Raw genomic sequence first — 19860 nt, 5'->3', positions numbered from 1 at the left:
AGGGTCGTGCGGCCCCTGCCCGCCCAGCGACGCGACCTGTTGGCTCGAGGGTGAAGGTTCCTCTCAGCACGGAGGAGGTCGGTGTGCTCACGATCAAGCAGACCGCTTCCAGGGCGAGCAGACGGCACAGGCTGGGGCGGTGGATGTACCGAAGCGGCCGCCCCGGCCGAGTGGCCCGCGCGCTGAACCGGATGTCGGCGTGGCACTACGCCACCGGGCTCGCGCCGAGGCACTGGGCGACGCTGGACGTACGGGGGCGGCGCACCGGGCGCCGTATCTCGTTCCCGGTCGTCATCGCGGACCACGGCGGCGAGCGCTACCTGGTGGCGATGCTCGGCGAGCGGGCCGACTGGGTGCGCAACGTACGCTCCGCCGACGGGCGGGCGGTACTGCGGCACGGCCGCCGTGAGGAGGTGCGTCTCGACGAGGTCGACCCCGCCGACCGTGCGCCCGTCCTGCGCGCCTGTCTCCGGCGAGCGCCCGGGGCCCCCCGCACATGCCGGTGGACCGGGGAGCCCCACTCGGGGAGTTCGCCCGGATCGCGGAGCGTTTCCCGGTCTTCCGCATCACACGCCTCACCGGACCAGAGGGTGTCCTCAGCCGTCGGCAAGGCCGGTCAGGAGGCCCGTGACCTGGTGACCGAGGGCCTCCCACACGGCAGCGGGCAGGTCACCCACAGCCGTCCCGCTCAGCGCGCGGACGGTGTGTTCGGCGTCGGCTTCGCACGGAACGCTGCCGCTGAGCACGTCGTAGCCGTCGCGTACGGCGACCCGGAGGCGGTGTTGTCCGTCGCCGTCGACGTGCACAGCGGTTGCAACCACCGGCGGCGGCGCTCCACCCGCTCCGCCCGGCAGCTTGCGGTACGCGCTGGCGACCGGCTCACGCCAGTGGATGCCGAGCAGCAGCGGACGTTTGGCCGTCACCTCGGCCAGGTCGGCCTCACGGACGCCGTCGGGTTCCAGCACGGTCGCCCGGGCGTCCAGTACGAGAGCGGGCGGCAGCAGGCACCGCAGCGCGCTGCCGACGAGGTTGCCGCCGACGGTCGCTGCCCGGCGTACTGCCCCTGTGCCCACGGATGCCGCGGCCCGGCGCAGTACCTCGGGAACCCGGTCGTCGATCCGGTTCAGCACCACGGCCGCCCCCAGCCGCTCACGCCCGAGAACATTGGCCTCCGGCAACTCGCGCAGCGACATGGCCTGTTCGGGAAACCCGTCCCGCTGCCACACGGCCCACACCAGCGTCGCCCCACCCACCGGGACGGCCCCGTCGGTGAGGCATTCCTGCGCTTGCGGGACGGACGTGGGCAGACGCAACAGCACCTCAGCCGACCTGCCTTCCTGGGAAGCGGGCGACGGACAGCCGATGCCTCGGCCGTCCTGCCAATGGGTATGCGCATTCTCGTCGCACGGCCGGGGGCGCGCGCAGGGCTCACACGAGCATGCCGCGTGCCTGCGGGTCCGGCGGATGCGTGGGCCCCCTCGACTGCACCTGCACGGCTACCGACAGCCGACCGTCACCAGGCCGCGGACGCCGCTCGAGGACAGCGTGACTCGGAGGGAGCGGGTGCCGGTGTCCCAGTGCCAGGCCGTGATCCGCAGGCGGGCGGTCCGATCAGCAGCAGACCTGAGCCCTTGTGCTCGGTGTAGCGAGGTGCGTGGTCACCGCCCCGATGTCGTGGCTGACGGCGGCAGGGTTGGTGGCGGCGGGCTCTTACGGGGTGCAGCCGACCTCGGCGCGCAGGGTGCCCCAGAACAGACATCGTTGTCACGGCAGGACGCGCTGACGGACGGCACAGTTAGGGTGGGCCCATGACGGAGGTCGAGGTGGTGCAACTGCTGGTGTCGCCCACGCACCGTTTCGAGGGGCGCCCCGCGGACGGCCCCGCCGCCGGACCGGCCGACGAGACCGTGCGGCAGGTTGAGGTGCGCCGGAACCTGGGCCTGGTGGGCGACCGCTACTTCGCCCGACCGGCCCACCGGGACGCGTCGGTGACCATCATGGCCGTGGAGAACCTCCCCCTGGACATCGCCCCCTCCGTCGACCTCCGCCACACGCGCCGGAACATCCTCCTGCGCGGTGTCGACATCGACGCCTACGTGGGCGCGACGATCGCCCTCGACAGCGGCACCGGCCCGGTGACGTTCGCGGTGAACCGCTCCGCCCGACCCTGCGCCTGGATGGACGCGACCATCGGTCCCGGCGCACAGCGTGCGCTGCGCGGCAAGGGGGGCGTGCGGTGCACTCCCCTGTCCGATGGGGTGCTCACGCGCGGTGAGGCGACCTTCCGCGTCGTCAGCGCCTCGCACGCCTCCCGGTAGCCGACGAACGAGAGGGGGGTCTCGAGTCGGGACTGGGTGCGGTGATCCGGATGACCCGGCTACGGGCGGCTATCGGCGCTCTCTACACCCTGGACCTGGGGCCGGCGGAACTGCTGGCCCGGGTCGACGGCATGGGTGCGGAGGGCCCGTCGCACGCCGCGTCGGCCGACTGCCCGATGTCGTCCGACGAGGCGCGCACCACCGGCGACCACTGTCTGTACCTGGTCTACGACCCGGCAACCGGGCGCTGTACGGCCTCCCGGGCGGGCGACGCCGGCCTGTCGGTCGTCACCCCGAGGGGGCCACGTTCCCCGGCCTGCTTGTGCGCACTCCGCTCGGCAGCGGGGACGACCCGTTCGAGGAGCGGGAGCTCGAGATCGCTTCGGGCACCGAACTGCTGCTGAGCAGCCATGGCCCCGCCGGCCCCTCCCCCCGAGCAGTCCCCGGCGCGGAACCGGCGCGACCGCTCCCCCGTCGACGGCCTCCCGGCCCCACAGCCCCGGACGACGGACAGTCCCTGCTCAGGGCCCGCACCCGAAGGCTCGATCCGCAGAACGTGGCCACGCTCCGACTGCCCCACGAGAACGCGGCAGTTGGAGTGGCACGCTCCTGGACACGGGACCAGCTGACGCGGTGGCGGCTCGACCACCTCGACTTCAACACCACGCTGGTCGTCAGCGAACTCGTCACAAACGCCATCCGCTACGCGACCGGTCCGATGCGACTGCGACTCGTCCGTGACCGCCGGCTCACCTGCGAGGTGTACGACACCAGCAGTGCCGCACCGCACCCGCGGCATCCGACGATCAGCGATCAGGGCGGGCGTGGCCTGCGCATCGTGGCCGAACTGACCACGTCGATCGGAACGCGCTACACCCCGGCGGGCGAGATCGTCCGGGCCGAGCTGGGTGTGTGAGGTGAGCTTCGGGGGCCTCGTGGTACGGGCCGTGACCACGGTGTCCGGTTCGCGCTCGACACCTGCGGACCTGACAGGAATGCCGCGGAGGAACGGGCCGCTGTGCGGTCGGCACGGAACCGGTCCGGGCCTGCCCACGGTGGCCGGCGCGATGAGGTGGATGGCGCAACTACGAGCAGAGTCAAGGGTGTTGAGCGGCGTAAGGTGCGCGCATGAGCATCGACGACGTTGCGCTGCGCCCGGTGACGGAGGACGACCTGCCCGTCATGGAACGGTTCCTCTCGGAACCCGAGACCGCCACGCCCTTCCAGTGGTTCGGCTGGCGGGACACCGGGCGCTGGCGGCGTCAATGGGCCCAGGACGGACTCCTCGGTGACGACGCGGGGCATCTCATGGTGGTGAGCGGCGAGGAACGCCTGGGCTTCGTCGCGTACCGCAGGATGAAGCCCGCACCCACCACCTTCTACTGGAACATGGGCATCGCCCTCCTGCCCGAGGCCCGCGGCCGGGGCATAGGAACCGAGGCGCAGCGGCAGTTGGTTCGCTACCTCTTCGCGCATACGACCGTCATGCGGATCGAGGCGGACACCGAGGCGGAGAACATCGCCGAGCAACGCGCCCTGGAAAAGGCCGGGTTCATCCGCGAAGGCATCCTGCGCAGCATCGCGTTCCGCGACGGGCAGTGGCGGGACGGCGTGCGGTACAGCATCTTGCGCGGGGACGTGGTCTGAGGACCGGTCGACGCGAGGACGGCCGGTCGGGCCCCGAGGTGAGGGCCGCCGCCCCGGCACGTCACCTCACGTCCACCTCCCGTCCGACCGGGCGCGTCAGTCTGACGGCATGAGCGAACACCTGGCAGCCTCCCCGCGCCCCGTGGACTCCGTGGACGGGCTCATGGCCCTGCTGGCCGATTGCGAGGACCGCTGGGACACCCCGGACAAGTCCGGCGATCCGGTGGACATCCTGGATCACGGTCTCCAGGTGGCCGCCGTCCTCGCCGAGTGGCACCCGGACGACGAGGAACTCCAGGTCGCCGGCCTCGTCCACGACATCGGCCACCACCTGGTACCCGGCGACGAGGCCGGACACGGCGAGCACGGTGCCGCGGCCGTCGCCGCGCTGCTCGGACCCCGGACGGCACGCCTCGTCGCGCTCCACATTCCTGCCAAACGGTATCTGGCCGCGACGGACCCGGGCCTCACGCTCTCCCCCGAGAGCGCGCGCACCCTCACCTGCCAGGGTGGGGCCATGACGCCTGAGGAGGCCACGGCCTTCGAGGCCGACCCCGACTTCGAGGCGGCGGTGGCACTACGGCGCGCCGATGACGCGGGCAAGGTCGTGGGTCTGCGTGTACAGGGACTGGTCCACTGGCGACCGGCCGTGGAGCGCGTGGCCGCCGCCGCGGCGCCCGGCCGGCGCTGACGTGTATTAGCCCGTATGAACGCTTCCCCTGCCCTGCAGGGTGAACGACGAACGAGCGTGCCCCGCTGGCCGCTCCCGGCCACTAACGTCACCGCACGTGCCCCTGAGCTATGCGTTTGTGAACCTGAAACCAGGAGTGGGAAAGACGACCAGCGCGGTCTGGTTGGCTCACGCACTTCACGAGTCGGGCATCTCGCCGCTGCTGGTGGACAGTGACCCCGCCTCCTCCGCACTGCGTTGGAGCGAGTTGGCAGGTGGCTTCCCGTTCCCCGTGATCGCGCTACCGGTGGGCGACGTGCACCGGCGCGTGAACGACTTCCTCGGCAACCGGCAGGCCGTGGTCTTCGACGCCCCACAGCTCGAGGACCACGCCCGCATCGCCCGGAGCGTCATGCGGTACGCGAGCGAGTGGCTGGTGCCGGTGACACCGGCCCCCATCGAGCTGGACCGCATGGCACCGATCGGCGGCGAGATGGGTGAGCTGCAGTCCCTGCGCGCCAAGCCCGCGCGCGCCGCCGTCCTGCTGAACCGCACCAATCGTCCCGACGCCACGCGTACCGGTCCCGACGCCGACGCACGCGAGGCTCTCACCGAACGGGGCTTCGACGTGCTGTCCACCCACATTCCCCGACTCGACCTGTACGCCCAGTCGTTCGGCAGCCCGGTCGGGGTCAAGGGCTCGGCCTACATGGACCTCGCGGAAGAACTCATCAAGCGTCAGGACCAGTCGTGAACCAGCGCAAAGACACCTACCGAGCCGCCTTGCGGCGCGACCCCGACACCCCTGCCCCCCGTCCCGTCAGGGTGACCGAGCTGCACACCCGCTACCTCCACGTGACCATCGAGCTGGACGCCGCCCTGCCCCGCGATGTGACCCGATGGCTGGGACCGCCGGTCTCCGCGCTCGTGCGTGTCGGCGCCACCGTAGTGCGCCCTTTGAGAAGCACCCCGTAAGGCGGGGCTCGAAGCAGTACCCGCACCGCGACTCCACAGCCTCACTCCTTGGCCGTCGCCACCGTCACCGGCCGAACCCTCAGGGCCGTGCGACCCGGCAGAGCGGACGCGACGAGTGCGAGGAGTCCGGCGCCCGCGATCACCGTCGTGTACACGAGCGGCGTGACCGCGGGCGCCGCCCGGCCCGTCATGCCGATGCTGAACGACGTCAGGACCGCCAGGGCCATGGTGCTGCCGAGGACGGCGGCGAGAAGGAGCACCGACAGGGCCTCGGTGCGCAGCATGCGCAGCACCTGCCGACGGGTCGCCCCCGCGAGGCGCAGCAGCGCGAATTCCCTGATGCGTGCGGAGATCGACATCGCGAGGGTGTTGACGACGGCGATGGCGGTGAAAGCCAGTACGAGTCCCATGGCGAGGAGGTTAACCTCCGCGTTGGCCTGCTGTCGCTGCGCCTGGAGTGAATCGGCGGCGCCCGGGGAGAGAACCGTCAGCCCCGGGAACTCGCTCAGCGTATGCGCGAGTCGGGTCCGTGTGCGCTCCGTGCCGACGAGGACGGCAGAGGCCAGAGGGTTGTCGACGTGGCGTGCGATCAGGTCGTGAGCGAGGGTGAGGTCTCCGAAGCCGAGGCCCCTGGCGTACACGGCGACGACAGTGAGCGTGGCCGGTGTGCCGTCTCCGAGCGTGATCTTCAGGGTGCTTCCGGGCTTCAGGTGAAGCTGATCCGCGGCCAGTTCACTGACCGCAGCGGTGTGCTCGGTGAGACCTGCGAGCGAGCCGGCGGTGACGCCCGGGTCCCAGGTGTGCGTGAGTCCGGCCGGCGTGACGCCCTGGGCCGCGTACTTGTCGAGGCCGACCCGGACGGTCGTACGGACCACTTCGGTGACGACGTCATGGTGCGCACGCAGTCGTCGTGCCGCCTCGGCCGGGACACCGGGGCCGCGGGAGGCGACGACCCAGTCGGCGCGGACGCCCTCGCCCGCCTGGGCTCGCGCCGCGTCGCCGAGGGTGGGCTGCACGAAGAGCACCGTGCACGTCATGCCGATGAGCAGGGTCAGGGGCGTGACGACGGAGGCCATACGGACCGCGTTGCCGCGGAGGTTGGCGGTGGCGAGTCTGCCGCCGGGGCCGGTCAGGCGCAGCGGGCCGGCGAGGAGGCGGGTGGCCGTTCTGACCAGGAGCGGCCCGAGCAGGGCGACGGACGTGGACAGTACGACGACGGCGAGGAACGTCACCGGTGTCGAAGCGGGCTCGGTGCGCAGCACGCTGAGGAGGGCGACCAGAGCAGCACCACCGGCGAGCAGGAGCAGGCCGGCGAGGACGCGCCCCCAGGCGAGCGGCGCGTCCTCGGTCCGGGCCTCGGCGAGCGCCTGGGTCGGACGGATCCGGGCGACCCGGCGGGAGGCGATACGTGCGGCGGCCCAGGCACCGAACAGGGTCGCCGCGACGGCGGCGAGCGGCGGGAGAACACCGGCCGTGTGCCGGAGCGTGGCCGGCACGGCACCCAGGGCCAGGAACCTGCCGTACAGCCAACCGCCCAGCGGGAGTCCTGCCAGCGCCCCGGCCGTACCCGCGGCTGCTCCGACGACCAGGGCCTCCCAGCCGAGCAGGCGGCGGATCTGCCCGGAGGTGGCGGCGATCGCACGCAGCAGGGCGAGTTCGCGGAGGCGTTGCTGCACCGAAAGCGAAAACGTTCCGACGACCACGAGCACCGCCACGAGCAGCGAGGTACCGCCCATCGCCCCGCCCATGCTGACCAGTTTGGTACGGGCTGCGGCTGCGTCCAGGAACTCCACCGGGCCGCGGTCGTTTCCGGTGCTGACCTGGGCACTGGTGCCGTGCAGTGCGGCGGCCACGGCCTCGCGCAGTCGGCCCGGGTCTGTGCCCGGCTCCGGGACCAGCCCGAAGGCGGTGACCTGTCCGGGGTGGGCGGCGAGACGGCGGGCCTCCGCGGTGGCGAAGAACAGGGGCGTCTGGTGGCGAACGGCCGTGGCGGGTACGGCGATACCGGAGACGCGGTACGTGCGCGGAGCCTGCGTCGACTGGATGGTGAGGCGGTCGCCGAGTGCCAGGTGGGCGCGGCCGGCGAGGTCGCGGTCGATGACGACGTCGGTGGGGGTCTTGGGGGCGGTGCCCGTGGTGAGCCGGTACGGCGTCAGGGCGGCGGATTCCCAGGCGTGCCCGTAGGAGGTCCTGCCGCCGGTGCCCGTGGCGGTCAACGGTTCGGCCAGGAAGGTGAGTTCGGGGATGACGCGGGCGACACCCGGAGTGCCGGCGAGGGTCTGTGCGAGGCCGGCCGGGAGCCAGGCACGCTCGGCGATGGGTTTGGCCTTGTGCTTGAGCTTGGTCTTGCCCTTCTTGTGTTTGACGATGGTCCGGTGGACGTTCTGGTCGGCGGAGACCACGACCGGGGCCGCGGCGTAGCGTTCGGTACGGATCGTTCCGTGCAGCCCTGTTTCGAGGAGCGTGCCGCACGCGGTGATGAGAGCGGCCGCGCACATCAGGGCGAGAAAGGCACCGAGGAAGCCCGCTTTGCGTGCGCGGACGGTCTTCAGGGCGTAGCGCAGCATCACGAGGGATCGGCCTCTCCTGTGTTGTGTGCGGGAGCGTGCTCTGGCCCGGCTCCCGGGCGGGAGTCGGACGTGGGATCGGGGGCGGGGAAGGCGAGGAACCGGGTGAGTACCGTGCGGGCATCCGGCGGGGTCTCGGACTCGGGGCGCTTGTAGCGGTTGAGGAGGGCGATGAACTCCTCGAAGAGCACGCGCAGTTCGGGGAGCGTGAGCCGGATGGTGCCCCGTGAGTCGGGGAAGGCGTCCGCCCAGGGGTCGTCGTCCGCGTCCTGCTGAAGCTGCTCGAACAGCTTCAGGTCGGCGGCGTACGCGTGGTGGTTCAGCTCGTCCAGGACGTGCCGCATCTCGGGGCTCTGACGGCTGCGCGGCGGGAAGCGACGGTCGCCGGGGACCGCCCGCCACCAGCGCTCCCGGTATCCGGCCGATGCCCCGTCCGTCTCTTCGACGAAGCCGTACCGGGCGAGCTCGCGCAGGTGGTAGCTGGTCGACCCGGTGTTCAGGCCGAGGGCGCGGGCGAGCGTCGCCGAGGTGGCCGGGCCGTACAGGGTCAGGTACTGCAGCACGCGCTGACGGCGCGGCTGGGCGAGCGCCTTGAGCGTGGCCAGGTCTGTGAGTTCGACGGGTGTTACCCCGGCTTGTTGTGCGGGTTCATGGTCATGGGGTTCCTCGGGCATGCGTACACGGTCGTCTGTGCACAGGTCTCTGTGCACTGGGGCGGCCCGGCATCCTCAGCGGGGGGTTGTCCCCACCTCCAGCCCGGCACAGCGGTGTCCGGTGCGAGTTGTGAGGGGCCGTCAACGGTCCCACTGGACCCACAGGGCGGCGGGTTTGCGGAACACCAGGCCGTGAACGGCGGCCGGTCGGGAGGGGTCGAGGCGCAGGCCGTCGAGGCGGTCGAGGCAGGAGCGGAGCGCGATACGGGTCTCCAGCCGGGCCAGGTGGGCGCCCAGGCAGTAGTGCGGGCCGTGCGCGAAGGCGAGTTGTCGGCGGGAGTTGGGGCGGTGCAGATCGAAGCGGTCGGGGTCGGGGAAGACGGACGGATCGCGGTTGGCGGCAGCGAGCGAGACGGTGACCAGGTCGCCCTTGCGGATCTCGGCTCCGGCCAGCCGCACGTCCCGGGTGGCGTACCGGTCGACCACCGCGGCGGCGGGTTCGAGGCGTAGCGACTCCTCGATGGCGTTGTCGAGCAGGTCCGGCTCCGCCTGAAGCTCCCTCGACTGCTCCGGTGAGGACAGGAGATGGAAGAGGAGGTTGGTGATCATCGCCTCGGTGGTCTCGATCCCGCCGAAGAGGAGAACGGCCGCGTTGGCGGTCAGGTCCGGCAGCTCCAGAGCCCGGGCGGCGTCGACCAGCAGGGAGCGGGAGGCCGCGGCGTCCACCGTGCCGGCGACGGCTTCACGCAGCGCCGCGTAGGCGGTGTGGCCGTCGGCACCGGCCGGGCGTCCCTCGGTGAGTTCGTGCACGGCGTGGACGATGGCGTCGTACCAGCGCAGGACCTGGGCGGCCGGGACGCCGTCCAGACCCAGCGCGTCCGTCATCGTGGTAGCGGCGAGCGGTCCTGCGAACTCCCGCCGTATCTCTGCCTCGTCGCGTCCAGCGAGACTGTCGAGGAGACGGTCCGCCTCTTGCTGGACGGCGTCCGCGTAGGAGCCGTGGACGGCGCCGGGGCGGAAGGGGTCGGTGAAGGGCTCGCGGTGGCGGGCGTGTTCGGTCCCGTCGAGGGAGAGCATGCTGGGGCCGGTCACCTGCCCGGTGGTGAAGCGGGGGTCGTCCACCGTGAACGTCTCGGCGTCCCGCATCACGGCGAGCGCCAGGGCGCGGGTGGTGACCATCCATCCGCCCAGGGCCGGAAGCCACAGCACCGGGGCGGTGGCCCTGAGCCGGGCCAGTCGGGGATGAGGGTCCTCGGCCAGCTGAGCGAGCGTGATCATACGGCCAGATTAGTTGAACGCGGTGTGCATCTCGGGTGGTCACCGCCTGTCCGCTGGTGCGCTGCCCGCCCGAAGGAGCGGACAAATGGCCGATAACGTACGGTGTGAGAGATGCGGCGCGCCGAGTCCGCAGTGACGGATGCGACTCCACGGCGCGCGTTCAGGGGTAGTCGAGGCCGGGAGAGAGAACCATGGCGATACGTCTCCGGTGGCGCGGAAGCCCTCGTTCCGCGATGCTGCGTGCCGCGGCCCCGCTGGTCACCCTGGCGCTGGCGGCCACCGCCTGTGGCACCTCGGCCACGCAGGGCGGCGCGGCCGAACCCTCCGGGTCTCCCGCCGGCAGCCGCGCGGCGCAGAGCCCCGGCACCGCCAGTCCACTGCCGAGCCGCACCATGGCCGGAACTGCCTCGACCTCCACCGACGTGACTGGCTCACCCGCCGCGAGTCCCGCCTCGCCCGCCGCGGATGCCGCCTCGCCCACACCCGCCACCACCTGCACCGATCGCTATTTCTCCGGCATGACCACGGCTCAGCGGGTCGGGCAGCTCATCATGGGGGGTCTCCCCGCCTCCGGTCCCACCAACACCGATCTACGCACTCTGCGTGACAACCACGTGGGGTCCGTCATGCTGACCGGGCGCAGCACCGCGGGCGCGGCGGCGACCAGAAAGCTGGTGGACGGCTTCCGGGGGCAGGCGGACAAGGTGAACGGCCGAACGGTCGGGATGATGGTCTCCACCGATCAGGAGGGCGGCAAGGTGCAGGTGCTGAGCGGCCCCGGCTTCTCGGCCATCCCCAACGGCGTGACCCAGGGCAGCTGGCCCACCACTACGCTGCGTGACCGAGCCGCCGTATGGGCCAATGAGCTGAAGGCCGCGGGTCTCAACCTCAATCTGGCACCGGTCGCCGACGTGGTCCCCGCGAGCCTGGGCACCCGCAACATACCCATCGGCTCCTTCTACCGGGAGTTCGGAAACACCCCCGCCACCGTGACCTCCCACAGCAACGCCTTCGCCGCGGGCTTCGCGCAGTCGGGCGTGATGACCACGATCAAGCACTTTCCGGGGCTGGGCCAGGTGATCGGCAACACCGACACCACAGCCCACGTCGTGGATTCGGTGACGACCGCCGGCAGCGGCAGCCTGGAGCCCTTCCGGTCCGGGATCCGGGCCGGGTCACCGTTCGTGATGGTCTCGCTGGCCACCTACACCAAGATCGACCCGAATCACCTGGCGGTCTTCTCGCCGACGGTCATCGATCAACTGCTGCGCAAGCAATTCGGCTTCAAGGGCGTCGTCATCTCGGACGACCTCGGAAACGCGGTCGCGGTACGGTCCTTCACTGCAGGGCAACGGGCCGTGAACTTCATCGCGGCGGGCGGGAACATGATCCTCACGGTACGGCCGAGCACGGTACCGGCGATGGCGCAGGCGCTGCGGACTCGTGTGCAGCAGGACGCCTCCTTCCGCGCCAAGGTCAACGACAGCGTGCACCGCATCCTCGCCGCCAAGCAGGCCGCGGGTCTGCTCGACTGCCGCTGACAGGGCCTGTACGAGGTGGCCGACAGGTTGGCAAGCTCCGGTTGACAGGATCGCCCGGGCTCGGCAAGGGCGTGCGAGTGGACCGACCTGGGGGCGGCATGCGAGCGATCGTGGTGGGGGCGGCTATCGGGGGGGTTGGCCGCGACAGTGAGTCTGCGCCGTGCCGGCCATGAGGTCGCGCTCGTCGAGCGGACGGCACGGTTCGCCGAGGTGGGTGCCGGGATCCAGCTCGCACCGAACGCCACGCGCGTGCTGCGCCGGCTGGACCTGCTCGACGCGGTCACCGAGCGGGCGGTCCACCCCTCACACGTGAGCTTCCGCACCGGGTCGAACGGGGCCGAGATCTGCCGCTACATGCTGGGCCGGGAGGCCGAGGACGCCTTCGGAGCGCCGTATCTGCAAGTCCACCGGGCCGACCTGCATCACGCGCTGACGCCGCGCTGCCGTCCCGGTCACTGCGCCTGAACACCCTCGTCACGGGCATCGACCAGGACGACAGGACGGCCTACGTGACCACGGCCGACGGCGAGCGCGTGGTGGCGGATCTCGTGGTGGCGGCGGACGGCATACGGTCCACCGCCCGCCAATGGCTCTTCGGCGCGGACGAGGCGCTCTTCTCCCGCACCGCCGCCTGCCGGGTCCTGCTCCCGGCCGACGAGGTGGCCGATCTGGACCTGCCGGAGTTCGGCGTCTGGCTCGGGCCTGGCCGGCACCTCGTCCACCACCCGGTGAAGCGAGGCGAACTCCTCAACGTCGTGGCCGTGTTCGGCGCGGAGACGGCCCAGGAGTCATGGACCGCCCGGGCGCGGCCGGGAGAGCAGCTGGGCGAGTTCGACGGGTGGGATTCCCGGCTGGTCCGAGTCCTGGAGCGCGCCGGGCACGTGTTCCGCTACGGCCTCTACCCACGCGCCCCGCTCGCCCGGTGGAACCTCGGACGCGTGCCCCTGCTGGGGGACAGCGCGCACGCGATGGTGCCGTTCCTCGCCCCGGGCGCGGCCCAGTCGATCCTGGACGCGGCCGTCCTCGGAGACGTCCTCACACATACGACGCCCGCCGAAGTGTCTGCCGCACTCGACGCTCACGTGCACCGGCGGCTCGCGACCGCCACCAGCACCCAGACCAGCTCCGCCCGGGCGGGCGAGGACTTCCACCTGCCCGACGGGCCCGCGGCCCAGGCACGCGACGCGCGGATGGCGGCACACACGGCCATGCACCGGTTCATGCCCCAGGCAAGCGGGTGGGCCATCGACGTCCTCGACCTGCGGACGTGACCGGGAAGCTCCTGCCGGGCTGTCGTTTGACATGGAGTGCGCTCCAATTCCTACCGTCTTACACAGACGGATCCGCCGAGCCCAGGAGGCAGCAGTATGACCACCGTCCCCACCCGACACCTCGGCGAACTCGCGGTCTCCGCACAGGGTTTGGGGTGCATGGGCATGAGCCACGGCTACGGCGCGGCGGACGACACGCAGTCGATCGCGACACTGCACCACGCCCTCGATCTCGGGGTGACCCTCCTGGACACCTCCGACTTCTACGGCTCCGGACACAACGAGGAGCTGATCGGACGGGCCATCGCCGGGCGACGCGACGAGGTGGTGCTGGCCACGAAGTTCGGCTTCGCCAACCGCCTGGGTGAGCCCACCCTGATCCGCGGCGACGCCGCCTACGTCCGCCAGGCCTGCGAGGCCTCACTGCGCCGGCTGGGGGTCGACCACATCGACCTGTACTACCAGCACCGGGTCGACCCGCGGGTGCCCATCGAGGAGACGGTGGGCGCCATGTCCGAGCTGGTGCAGGCCGGCAAGGTCCGTCACCTCGGGCTGTCCGAGGCCGGCGCGCAGACCGTCCGGCGGGCGCACGCCGTGCACCCGATCGCCGCGCTGCAGAGCGAGTGGTCACTGTGGACCCGCGACCTGGAGGCAGAGATCGCCCCGGTCTGCCGCGAACTCGGCATCGGTATCGTGCCGTTCTCCCCGCTCGGACGTGGCTTCCTGACCGGCCGCTACAACTCGACCGAAGGGATGGCGGAGAACGACATACGGCGCAGCCAGCCGCGCTTCGCCGACGGCAACCTCGAACGCAACCTGACGATCGTGGCGAAGCTGACGGAGCTGGCATCGGCGAAGGGCGTCACCGCCGGCCAGCTGGCCCTGGCCTGGGTGCAGCACCGGGGCGACGACGTGGTGCCGATCCCCGGCACCAGGCGGCGCCAGTACCTGGAAGAGAACCTCGCCGCTCTGGCCGTGGAACTGTCCCCCGAGGACCTCGCCGCCATCGAGGCCGCCGCCCCGGCCGAGCGGATCGCGGGCAACCGCTACGACGCGGCCAGCCTCACCTTCACCAGCCGCTGAGGCCGTCAGGGCGTGGCCGACCGCGTCGTGGGAAGCGACTTGGGCGGGTGGCTGCGCAGCTGCCCACGGAACGCGGGGGCCACAACGGGAAGGACGGCAGACGATGGTCGCGTACGTCATCATCCCTGGGATCGACGGGTCGGACGAGATCCACTGGCAGAGCCTGTGGGAGAAACGGTGGGGCGCCGCAGCGGTCCGCACCACACCGGCCTCATGGACCAGGCCGGACCTGCAGGACTGGGTCGGCGCGGTCCAGGCCGCCCACGAGCGCGCCTCCCGGAACGCCGGGCGGGTGGCGCTGGTGGCCCACAGTCTCGGCTGCTGGGCGGCCGCCGAGTGGCTGGCCCAGGCCCAGCCCGACGACGTCACGGCATTCCTGGTCGCGCCACCCGACCCCCGGGGCCCCGCATTCCCGGGCGAAGCCGCGCCGACGTTCCTGAACGTGACCGCCCGCCCCTTGCCGTGTCGCAGCCTGGTCGTCGCCGGCGACAACGACCCCTACTGCGACCCGAAGGCATCCGCGGAGTTCGCGTCCGGATGGCAGTCACCATTGCACCTCCTGCACGACCACGGACACATCAACTCCCAGAGCGGCCTGGGCGATTGGCCGACGGGACGGCACCTCCTCCGCAGCCTCACCGACCGCTGACACGTCCCGGCACGGCGTCTCGACGAGCGGTCCACGGCTCGCTCCGGGTACCGTGCCTCAGCCCTCGTCGGTCAGACGGTCCAGCCCATCGCGCAGCAGGTGATGTTCCGCGCCGCTGAGACTCGCCTGCTCGGGCAGCGCGGCGCGCAGGGCGCGGGCGGCGCCGGCCGGGCCGGCCGGGCCGGCCTCCCGCACCGCAGGCTCTGGTTCGTCACGCTCGCGACGATCGATTCTCGAAGCGTGGTCAACAGGGCCGGGTTGCGGCAGTCCTCGGGGAGGGACAGCCAGGTGAGCACCGCGCCGCCGCCGCGTGCCGTGGCGTGGATGATCACGGCCGCGAGGTCCTCGTCGACACGGAGCCGGCCGCCGGCGGCGAGGCGGTGGATACGGCCCATGAGGATCTCCATGCCGGCCCTGAAGGCGGCCGACATGACCCGTGTGGGTTCGCTGTACATCAGCGAGTAGAGCGCGGGGTTCTTCATGCGCGCGCACCTCGCCGGCAAGTGATCCGTGCGCGGCGTGACGCAGACGCGGAGTTCATTCCAGGCAGCCCGTGAGCTGGAGATAGGCATGCCAGGCGGTGTCCAGCAGCGCGTCCGCCTCCCCCGCCGGTCCCAGCCCGGCGATCTCGTAGGAGCTGCCGGGGGTGAGCCGGGTGAGGGCCTTCGCCCACACCTCGGGCTCGGCGTGCCAGCGCGGTAGGTCCGCCATGTCCACCAGGTCGGTGAAGGGCGCGGCCTCGGCCACGCACAGCAGTTCGTCCACCGCGCGGCCCTGTGCGGCGAGGTGCAGGACGGCGACGGGCCAGGCCGGGACTCCGTCACGGGGTACGGCGGGCTCGCACATCAGGACCAGGGCCTCGAGCGGGCGGCCGTCGTCGCCGAGGGTGTCCACGACGCGGCCGTGGCCCACCGGCCAGCCGCTCTCCCCGTGCGCCGGAGGCGCGTCCACCGGGGCCGCGTCGTCGTCACGCCCGATGGTGCTGGCGACGGTCGCGTCGACTGCGACGGCGATCTTGTGCATCGGTGCCCACCTCCGTGCTGCGAGCGTCCTGCATCACGTAGAGGCCATCAGCGCCCTGTGCGGTGCGGTTGCGGCGAGCCTCGTCGCCGTACCCCTCCAGTGTCCCGCGCCCCCGCGAGCACCTCAACCACAGCCTCTGCGGGGCCGAGGCGGGGCCCCGCAGGGAAGCCGCGCGCACCTGGCGCTAGGCTAGGGGTCCTGCGGCGGCTCGTGCGGCCGCGCGGCGGTGGGGCCCGCCGTACCCAACCGCGGCACTGTGGCCGCCAACGGTCCCTGCTTGCGATGGAGTGCGCCCTGGGCCTGCCGGGGTGCAGTGCGAGTAGGAGACCCGCGTGGGAGAGGTCCGACCCCCAGTGCTCAACGAACCCACTGATCCCGACGTCGATCTGCGCATGCCCGCGCAGCGGCGTGAGCTGCGGCGCAGACAGTGGCCGATCATCGCGGCCGTGGCCGTCGGCGGCGCCATCGGTGCCTGTGCCCGCTACGGCGCGGCCCTGATGTGGCCGACCGCGCAGGGCGCCTTCCCGTGGACCACACTCTGGGTGAACGTGATCGGCTGCGGCATCATCGGCGTGTTCATGGTGATCATCACCGACGTATGGGCGGCGCACCGGTTGGTACGGCCCTTCTTCGGGACCGGGGTCCTGGGCGGCTTCACCACGTTCTCCACCTACGCCGTGGACATCCAGCGTCTGATGGACGGCGGCCGGGCCACCACCGGCCTGCTCTATCTGGCGGCCACCATGGTCGCGGCACTCACGACGGTGTGGACGACGGCGAACCTCACCCGCCGCGTCATCGAGTGGAGGCAGTCATGACGAGGCTGACCGGACGAGCCCTGCGAGTGACGATCTTCATCGGCGAGAACGACACCTGGCATCACAAGCCCCTCTTCTCCGAGATCGTGCACCGGGCACACAGGGCGGGCCTCGCCGGTGCCAGCGTGTTCCGGGGCATCGAGGGCTTCGGGGCGACCTCGCTGATCCACACCAGCAGGCTGCTGTCGCTGAGCGAGGACCTGCCCGTGGCGATCATCATCGTCGACACGGAGGACCGGGTACGCGCCTTCCTGCCCGAGCTGGACGAACTGGTCGGCGAGGGCCTGGTGATCCTCGACGACTGCGAGGTCATCCGGTACATCGGCCGCGACGAGCAGCAGGAGGGTGTGTGAACTGGCTGCTGGTCATCGCCGGCGCGGTCGTCGGGGCGCCGCTGCGCTATCTGACGGACCGTACGGTGCAGTCGAGGTACGACACGGTCTTCCCGTGGGGCACCTTCACCGTGAACGTGTCCGGCTCGTTCATCCTCGGCCTGATCACCGGAGCGGTCGTCGCCGGCGGGATCTCCTCCAACGTCCAACTCCTGCTCGGCACCGGGCTCTGCGGAGCGCTGACCACTTACTCAACCCTGTCGTACGAGACGCTGCGGCTCGCCGAGGAGGGCGCCCGCTTCTTCGCCGCTGCCAACGCGGTCGCGAGCATCGTCGCCGGACTCGGCGCCGCCTTCACGGGGGCCGCACTCGCCCAGGCGATCTGGGTCTGAGACCCACGCACCCCCTCCCCGCACCGCCCGTCCACCAGTACGGTGACGGCAGTCACCTCGGCGGGAGGGGCGTGCGATGGCGTTCGAGGAGGCGGCAGCCCGGCTCACCATCCACCTGTCCGCGAGCGCCCGTTGGCACCACAGGCCCGCCTACGCCGAGATCGTGCACCGCGCCCACGCCCAGGGGCTGTCCGGGGCGAGTGTGTTCCACGCGATCGAGGGGTACGGTCTGCACCTGGAGATCCACCGCGACCGGCCGTCACGGATACGGACGCAGGGCCCGTGCGCCGTGGTCGTCGTCGAGAGCGAGGAACGGCTGCGCGCCTTCCTCGACACCCTGGAGGACGTCCTGTCGGACCATGGCCTCGCCATCCTCGACCGGGTGAGCGTCCGCTCGCGCCGGCACCGTCCCTCTCACCGGGCGTAGACGGCGACGAAGTCGCGGGTGGCCTTGTCGTAGTAGCGGTCGGGCGGGTTGTCGAAGTCGAGGATGTTGGTGGGCTCCGGGTCGGACGGATGCTGTCCGGCGTCGTAGTACATGAAGGACGGCCATGCCCGGTTCATGTCCAGGGACATCGCGCGGACCGCACCAGCGCGTTGCATCAGTTCGGCGAGGGTACGAGCGGACAGCGCCTGGCCGACGACCATGACGATGTCGCCCTGCGCGGTGACGCCGACTCCGGAGCGTTCCACGAACATGCGCCCCTGGTCGGAGGCGCCCCACTGGTGTTCGTCGTCGACGTCGTCGACCACCTTGCCGTGGTCGACCATCAGCCCCAGACACTGGCGGACCCCGACGACGTCCGAGGTCATCGACACGTCGCGTCCCCACTCGCCGATCCCGATGGAGCCGTCGCGGTGGAAGACTTCCGATGCGACGCCGTCACGCAGCTCGCCGACCAGCTTGCCGTCGAGATAGAAGCCGCCCCGGGAGTCGCCGTTGGTGACGCGGAAACCGCCGTTCCAGGTGGCGAGCAGTCCCTTGCGGTGCCCTTCGGGGATGGTCGGCGGCACGTCGAAACTGCCGCCCGGCTCGCGGAATCCAGGGTGGAGCCGGAAGCGTGCGTGTTTCTGGCTGATCCAGGCGACCGCGGCCTCGTACGAGGTGTGGTCGCTGTCCGGGCGCAGGTAGGTGCCCTGGACGATCGGCTCACCGTGGTCGGTGGCCAGGGTGCGGAAGACTCCCTCGCCGGGCAGCGCAGGGGTGACGAACGTGCGCATGCGGGCGTGCAGGGGGATCTGTGGTGCCGGGGGCGCGCCGCGTCGGGAGCCGACGGCCGGGCCGTGGGCCTCCGGGCCGGGTGCCGCCGGGTCGCCGTTCTCGCCGTCGGCCTCGTGCGGTCCACGCATCCGGGCCAGGGCCTCGGCGGAAAGGGTGCCGCCGACCCTCGGTGGGTTCAGGTCGTACCTGAGGTTCTCCAACTGGTCGACGACGAAGCCCAGTTCGTGGTCCCGGCCCCATTCGGCCAGCCGGGCCGCGTCACTGTCCTTGCCCGGGTACGTCAGCGCCTCGCCGATCGACCAGCCGAGGCTGCCGACCAGAAGCGCGAGCACGGCGAGCCAGGTGCGTCGGGCCAGTCGGCGGTGCCGACACGGAGGGCGGGATCGGTTGTGGGTCATGGCGCTCCTCGCGCGTTGTCCCGGCCGAGTGCCAGTCAGGATTACTACTATTTACTGCGATTACTTCCGTTTCCGATCAAGACCAATCGCCTGCGCCGGGAGATGCACCCGCTCGCCGCACCGGTGCTCCCGGAGCCGGTGCCGGTGCGGGCGGTCAACAGGGGGGCCCACCTCGGCCGTTGGGGTAGCTTGACGGCGACTTCGACACCAGGCTCCGGGGGAACCGATGACGCATGCCGATCCGAGCACGCTCGTACGCGTCACGGAGCGTGTCTGGCTGTGGCCGCACCATCCCGATCCCGACCGGGTCCAGGCGAGTGTGGGGATGATCGCCGGGGACGACGGCTGTCTCGTCGTCGACGCCGGTCAGAGCCCGGCGCACGCCCACCGGGTGCGCGACGGCTTGGCACACCTGGGGTTCCCGCCACCGCGGCTGCTCGTCTACACACACCACCACTGGGACCACGTCTGGGGCGCGCAGGAGTGGGGCGTTCCGGTCGTCGCCCACGAGGAGTGCCGGGAGGCCCTGCTCAGCGAAGCGGCCAAGCCGTGGTCCGAGACGTATCTCCGGTCGGAGACGGCGCGCGAGCCGCTGCTGCGGCCCAGCTATTCGGCTCGGATCCGGGCCATGGAGGACTGCTGGGAGTCGTCCCGGATCGTGCCGCCCGACCAGACGTTCCGTACCCGTCACGTCGTCGAACTGGCCGGGGTGGCAGTGGAACTCGAGCATGTCGGCGGTCGGCACACGCCGGACTCGATCGTCGTCAAAGTCCCCTCGGAAGGCGTGGTCTTCCTGGGCGACTGCTACTACCCGCCGCCGTACCACCTACGACGGCCGGGCGACGAGCCCGACCTGGCGATGGTCAGGGGGCTGCCGGACCCGGCGTACCACATGTACGTGGAGAGTCATGACGTGCCGAGGTCACGGCAGGAGGCCGAAGCCGCTCTGAATCCGCCCGCCCCCTAGTAGGGCTTCGTTAGGTACCCCAACTTCCGTCTAACGGGTAGTGTGTGATCTTGTAT

At 71.3% G+C, this 19860-nt stretch carries 24 protein-coding genes, 1 pseudogene and 1 riboswitch; of the genes and pseudogenes, 18 read left to right on the top strand and 7 right to left on the bottom strand.

The window, feature by feature from the left end; all coding sequences use genetic code 11:
• Positions 1 to 143 precede the first annotated feature (143 nt).
• Positions 144 to 422: pseudogene (locus IEZ19_RS53670) on the top strand (nitroreductase/quinone reductase family protein); the annotation flags it as partial.
• A 174-nt stretch (positions 423 to 596) separates the two neighbouring features.
• On the opposite strand, the gene IEZ19_RS30145 reads toward IEZ19_RS53670, so the two are convergent.
• On the bottom strand, positions 597 to 1319 hold the full coding sequence (locus tag IEZ19_RS30145) for an FAD binding domain-containing protein (protein WP_189314487.1): 723 nt from the start codon (positions 1317 to 1319) through the stop codon (positions 597 to 599).
• Between the two features lie 489 nt (positions 1320 to 1808).
• Between IEZ19_RS30145 and IEZ19_RS30140 the strand changes: the two genes are divergently transcribed.
• The 7 genes from IEZ19_RS30140 (at position 1809) to IEZ19_RS30110 (ending at position 5610) form a co-directional block, all read left to right on the top strand.
• Entirely contained in the window at positions 1809 to 2318 is a 510-nt protein-coding gene (locus tag IEZ19_RS30140; protein ID WP_189314486.1) for a molybdenum cofactor biosysynthesis protein, read from the top strand.
• Positions 2319 to 2359: 41 nt separating this feature from the next.
• Positions 2360 to 2722, top strand: coding sequence for a hypothetical protein (locus IEZ19_RS53665; RefSeq protein ID WP_373297072.1), 363 nt, complete (start codon positions 2360 to 2362; stop codon positions 2720 to 2722).
• Entirely contained in the window at positions 2641 to 3234 is a 594-nt protein-coding gene (locus IEZ19_RS51160; RefSeq protein WP_229841025.1) for an ATP-binding protein, read from the top strand. Before IEZ19_RS53665 ends, IEZ19_RS51160 begins: the two co-directional genes overlap by 82 nt.
• A gap of 212 nt (positions 3235 to 3446) precedes the next feature.
• Complete coding sequence (locus IEZ19_RS30125; protein WP_189314483.1) at positions 3447 to 3965, top strand: GNAT family N-acetyltransferase; 519 nt, start codon at positions 3447 to 3449, stop codon at positions 3963 to 3965.
• A gap of 109 nt (positions 3966 to 4074) precedes the next feature.
• The gene (locus IEZ19_RS30120; RefSeq protein WP_189314482.1) at positions 4075 to 4656 is read left to right on the top strand and encodes an HD domain-containing protein; all 582 of its coding nucleotides are present in this window, start codon (positions 4075 to 4077) and stop codon (positions 4654 to 4656) included.
• A gap of 40 nt (positions 4657 to 4696) precedes the next feature.
• A complete protein-coding gene (locus IEZ19_RS30115) occupies positions 4697 to 5389 on the top strand; it encodes a nucleotide-binding protein (protein WP_308429024.1) in 693 nt (230 codons plus the stop codon).
• Positions 5386 to 5610 carry a hypothetical protein gene (locus tag IEZ19_RS30110; RefSeq protein ID WP_189314481.1) on the top strand — a complete coding sequence of 75 codons (225 nt, stop codon included), beginning with the start codon at positions 5386 to 5388 and terminating at the stop codon, positions 5608 to 5610. The genes IEZ19_RS30115 and IEZ19_RS30110 overlap by 4 nt, the downstream gene beginning before the upstream one ends.
• Positions 5611 to 5651: 41 nt before the next feature.
• On the opposite strand, the gene IEZ19_RS30105 is transcribed toward IEZ19_RS30110, so the two are convergent.
• The 3 genes from IEZ19_RS30105 to IEZ19_RS30095 form a co-directional block, all read right to left on the bottom strand.
• The gene (locus IEZ19_RS30105; RefSeq protein ID WP_189314480.1) at positions 5652 to 8180 is read right to left on the bottom strand and encodes an ABC transporter permease; all 2529 of its coding nucleotides are present in this window, start codon (positions 8178 to 8180) and stop codon (positions 5652 to 5654) included.
• Complete coding sequence (locus tag IEZ19_RS30100) at positions 8177 to 8851, bottom strand: ArsR/SmtB family transcription factor (RefSeq protein WP_189314479.1); 675 nt, start codon at positions 8849 to 8851, stop codon at positions 8177 to 8179. Before IEZ19_RS30100 ends, IEZ19_RS30105 begins: the two co-directional genes overlap by 4 nt.
• A gap of 120 nt (positions 8852 to 8971) precedes the next feature.
• Positions 8972 to 10108: a cytochrome P450 gene (locus IEZ19_RS30095; RefSeq protein ID WP_189314478.1), complete on the bottom strand. Its 1137-nt coding sequence runs from the start codon at positions 10106 to 10108 to the stop codon at positions 8972 to 8974.
• Between the two features lie 191 nt (positions 10109 to 10299).
• Between IEZ19_RS30095 and IEZ19_RS30090 the strand changes: the two genes are divergently transcribed.
• The 5 genes from IEZ19_RS30090 to IEZ19_RS30075 all read left to right on the top strand — a co-directional run bounded on the left by IEZ19_RS30090 (position 10300) and on the right by IEZ19_RS30075 (position 14652).
• A complete protein-coding gene (locus tag IEZ19_RS30090) occupies positions 10300 to 11649 on the top strand; it encodes a glycoside hydrolase family 3 N-terminal domain-containing protein (RefSeq protein WP_229841020.1) in 1350 nt (449 codons plus the stop codon).
• Between the two features lie 147 nt (positions 11650 to 11796).
• Entirely contained in the window at positions 11797 to 12114 is a 318-nt protein-coding gene (locus IEZ19_RS53135) for an FAD-dependent monooxygenase (protein ID WP_308429023.1), read from the top strand.
• 44 nt (positions 12115 to 12158) lie between these two features.
• Positions 12159 to 12920 carry an FAD-dependent monooxygenase gene (locus IEZ19_RS30085; protein WP_373297071.1) on the top strand — a complete coding sequence of 254 codons (762 nt, stop codon included), beginning with the start codon at positions 12159 to 12161 and terminating at the stop codon, positions 12918 to 12920.
• Between the two features lie 96 nt (positions 12921 to 13016).
• Complete coding sequence (locus IEZ19_RS30080; protein WP_189314477.1) at positions 13017 to 14003, top strand: aldo/keto reductase; 987 nt, start codon at positions 13017 to 13019, stop codon at positions 14001 to 14003.
• Between the two features lie 103 nt (positions 14004 to 14106).
• On the top strand, positions 14107 to 14652 hold the full coding sequence (locus tag IEZ19_RS30075) for an RBBP9/YdeN family alpha/beta hydrolase (protein ID WP_189314476.1): 546 nt from the start codon (positions 14107 to 14109) through the stop codon (positions 14650 to 14652).
• 71 nt (positions 14653 to 14723) lie between these two features.
• On the opposite strand, the gene IEZ19_RS30070 is transcribed toward IEZ19_RS30075, so the two are convergent.
• Together IEZ19_RS30070 and IEZ19_RS30065 are read right to left on the bottom strand one after the other, a co-directional pair.
• Positions 14724 to 15134 carry a hypothetical protein gene (locus IEZ19_RS30070; protein WP_189314475.1) on the bottom strand — a complete coding sequence of 137 codons (411 nt, stop codon included), beginning with the start codon at positions 15132 to 15134 and terminating at the stop codon, positions 14724 to 14726.
• Between the two features lie 55 nt (positions 15135 to 15189).
• A complete protein-coding gene (locus IEZ19_RS30065) occupies positions 15190 to 15675 on the bottom strand; it encodes an inorganic diphosphatase (protein WP_189314474.1) in 486 nt (161 codons plus the stop codon).
• A gap of 31 nt (positions 15676 to 15706) precedes the next feature.
• A riboswitch (Fluoride riboswitch) is annotated at positions 15707 to 15772 on the bottom strand.
• Positions 15773 to 16067: 295 nt separating this feature from the next.
• Between IEZ19_RS30065 and crcB (IEZ19_RS30060) the strand changes: the two genes are divergently transcribed.
• The 4 genes from crcB (IEZ19_RS30060) (at position 16068) to IEZ19_RS30045 (ending at position 17644) form a co-directional block, all read left to right on the top strand.
• Positions 16068 to 16493, top strand: coding sequence for a fluoride efflux transporter CrcB (gene crcB / locus IEZ19_RS30060; RefSeq protein WP_189314555.1), 426 nt, complete (start codon positions 16068 to 16070; stop codon positions 16491 to 16493).
• Complete coding sequence (locus tag IEZ19_RS30055; protein ID WP_189314473.1) at positions 16490 to 16846, top strand: DUF190 domain-containing protein; 357 nt, start codon at positions 16490 to 16492, stop codon at positions 16844 to 16846. The genes crcB (IEZ19_RS30060) and IEZ19_RS30055 overlap by 4 nt, the downstream gene beginning before the upstream one ends.
• A complete protein-coding gene (gene crcB / locus IEZ19_RS30050; protein ID WP_189314472.1) occupies positions 16843 to 17217 on the top strand; it encodes a fluoride efflux transporter CrcB in 375 nt (124 codons plus the stop codon). Before IEZ19_RS30055 ends, crcB (IEZ19_RS30050) begins: the two co-directional genes overlap by 4 nt.
• 76 nt (positions 17218 to 17293) lie before the next feature.
• Positions 17294 to 17644, top strand: coding sequence for a DUF190 domain-containing protein (locus tag IEZ19_RS30045; protein ID WP_189314471.1), 351 nt, complete (start codon positions 17294 to 17296; stop codon positions 17642 to 17644).
• Here IEZ19_RS30045 and IEZ19_RS30040 read toward each other — a convergent pair.
• Complete coding sequence (locus IEZ19_RS30040; protein WP_189314470.1) at positions 17632 to 18837, bottom strand: phosphodiester glycosidase family protein; 1206 nt, start codon at positions 18835 to 18837, stop codon at positions 17632 to 17634. The two genes, IEZ19_RS30045 and IEZ19_RS30040, sit on opposite strands and share 13 nt — an antisense overlap.
• 226 nt (positions 18838 to 19063) lie before the next feature.
• On the opposite strand from IEZ19_RS30040, the gene IEZ19_RS30035 reads away from it, so the two are divergent.
• Positions 19064 to 19804 carry an MBL fold metallo-hydrolase gene (locus IEZ19_RS30035; RefSeq protein WP_189314469.1) on the top strand — a complete coding sequence of 247 codons (741 nt, stop codon included), beginning with the start codon at positions 19064 to 19066 and terminating at the stop codon, positions 19802 to 19804.
• Positions 19805 to 19860: the final 56 nt, after the last annotated feature.

Origin of the sequence: Streptomyces brasiliensis (genome assembly GCF_014647875.1) — a bacterium.
Lineage (GTDB): Bacteria > Actinomycetota > Actinomycetes > Streptomycetales > Streptomycetaceae > Streptomyces > Streptomyces brasiliensis.
This window is presented reverse-complemented; position numbering and strand designations above follow the sequence as displayed.

Excerpts from the sequence above, each read along its gene's own strand:
- IEZ19_RS30140 (WP_189314486.1), top strand. The coding sequence starts at position 1,809 with ATGACGGAGGTCGAGGTGGTGCAACTGCTGGTGTCGCCCACGCACCGT.
- IEZ19_RS30125 (WP_189314483.1), top strand. The coding sequence starts at position 3,447 with ATGAGCATCGACGACGTTGCGCTGCGCCCGGTGACGGAGGACGACCTG.
- IEZ19_RS30120 (WP_189314482.1), top strand. The coding sequence starts at position 4,075 with ATGAGCGAACACCTGGCAGCCTCCCCGCGCCCCGTGGACTCCGTGGAC.
- IEZ19_RS30100 (WP_189314479.1), bottom strand. The coding sequence starts at position 8,851 with ATGCCCGAGGAACCCCATGACCATGAACCCGCACAACAAGCCGGGGTA.
- IEZ19_RS30095 (WP_189314478.1), bottom strand. The coding sequence starts at position 10,108 with ATGATCACGCTCGCTCAGCTGGCCGAGGACCCTCATCCCCGACTGGCC.
- IEZ19_RS30090 (WP_229841020.1), top strand. The coding sequence starts at position 10,300 with ATGGCGATACGTCTCCGGTGGCGCGGAAGCCCTCGTTCCGCGATGCTG.
- IEZ19_RS30080 (WP_189314477.1), top strand. The coding sequence starts at position 13,017 with ATGACCACCGTCCCCACCCGACACCTCGGCGAACTCGCGGTCTCCGCA.
- IEZ19_RS30075 (WP_189314476.1), top strand. The coding sequence starts at position 14,107 with ATGGTCGCGTACGTCATCATCCCTGGGATCGACGGGTCGGACGAGATC.
- IEZ19_RS30070 (WP_189314475.1), bottom strand. The coding sequence starts at position 15,134 with ATGAAGAACCCCGCGCTCTACTCGCTGATGTACAGCGAACCCACACGG.
- IEZ19_RS30065 (WP_189314474.1), bottom strand. The coding sequence starts at position 15,675 with ATGCACAAGATCGCCGTCGCAGTCGACGCGACCGTCGCCAGCACCATC.
- crcB (WP_189314555.1), top strand. The coding sequence starts at position 16,068 with ATGCCCGCGCAGCGGCGTGAGCTGCGGCGCAGACAGTGGCCGATCATC.
- IEZ19_RS30055 (WP_189314473.1), top strand. The coding sequence starts at position 16,490 with ATGACGAGGCTGACCGGACGAGCCCTGCGAGTGACGATCTTCATCGGC.
- IEZ19_RS30045 (WP_189314471.1), top strand. The coding sequence starts at position 17,294 with ATGGCGTTCGAGGAGGCGGCAGCCCGGCTCACCATCCACCTGTCCGCG.
- IEZ19_RS30040 (WP_189314470.1), bottom strand. The coding sequence starts at position 18,837 with ATGACCCACAACCGATCCCGCCCTCCGTGTCGGCACCGCCGACTGGCC.
- IEZ19_RS30035 (WP_189314469.1), top strand. The coding sequence starts at position 19,064 with ATGACGCATGCCGATCCGAGCACGCTCGTACGCGTCACGGAGCGTGTC.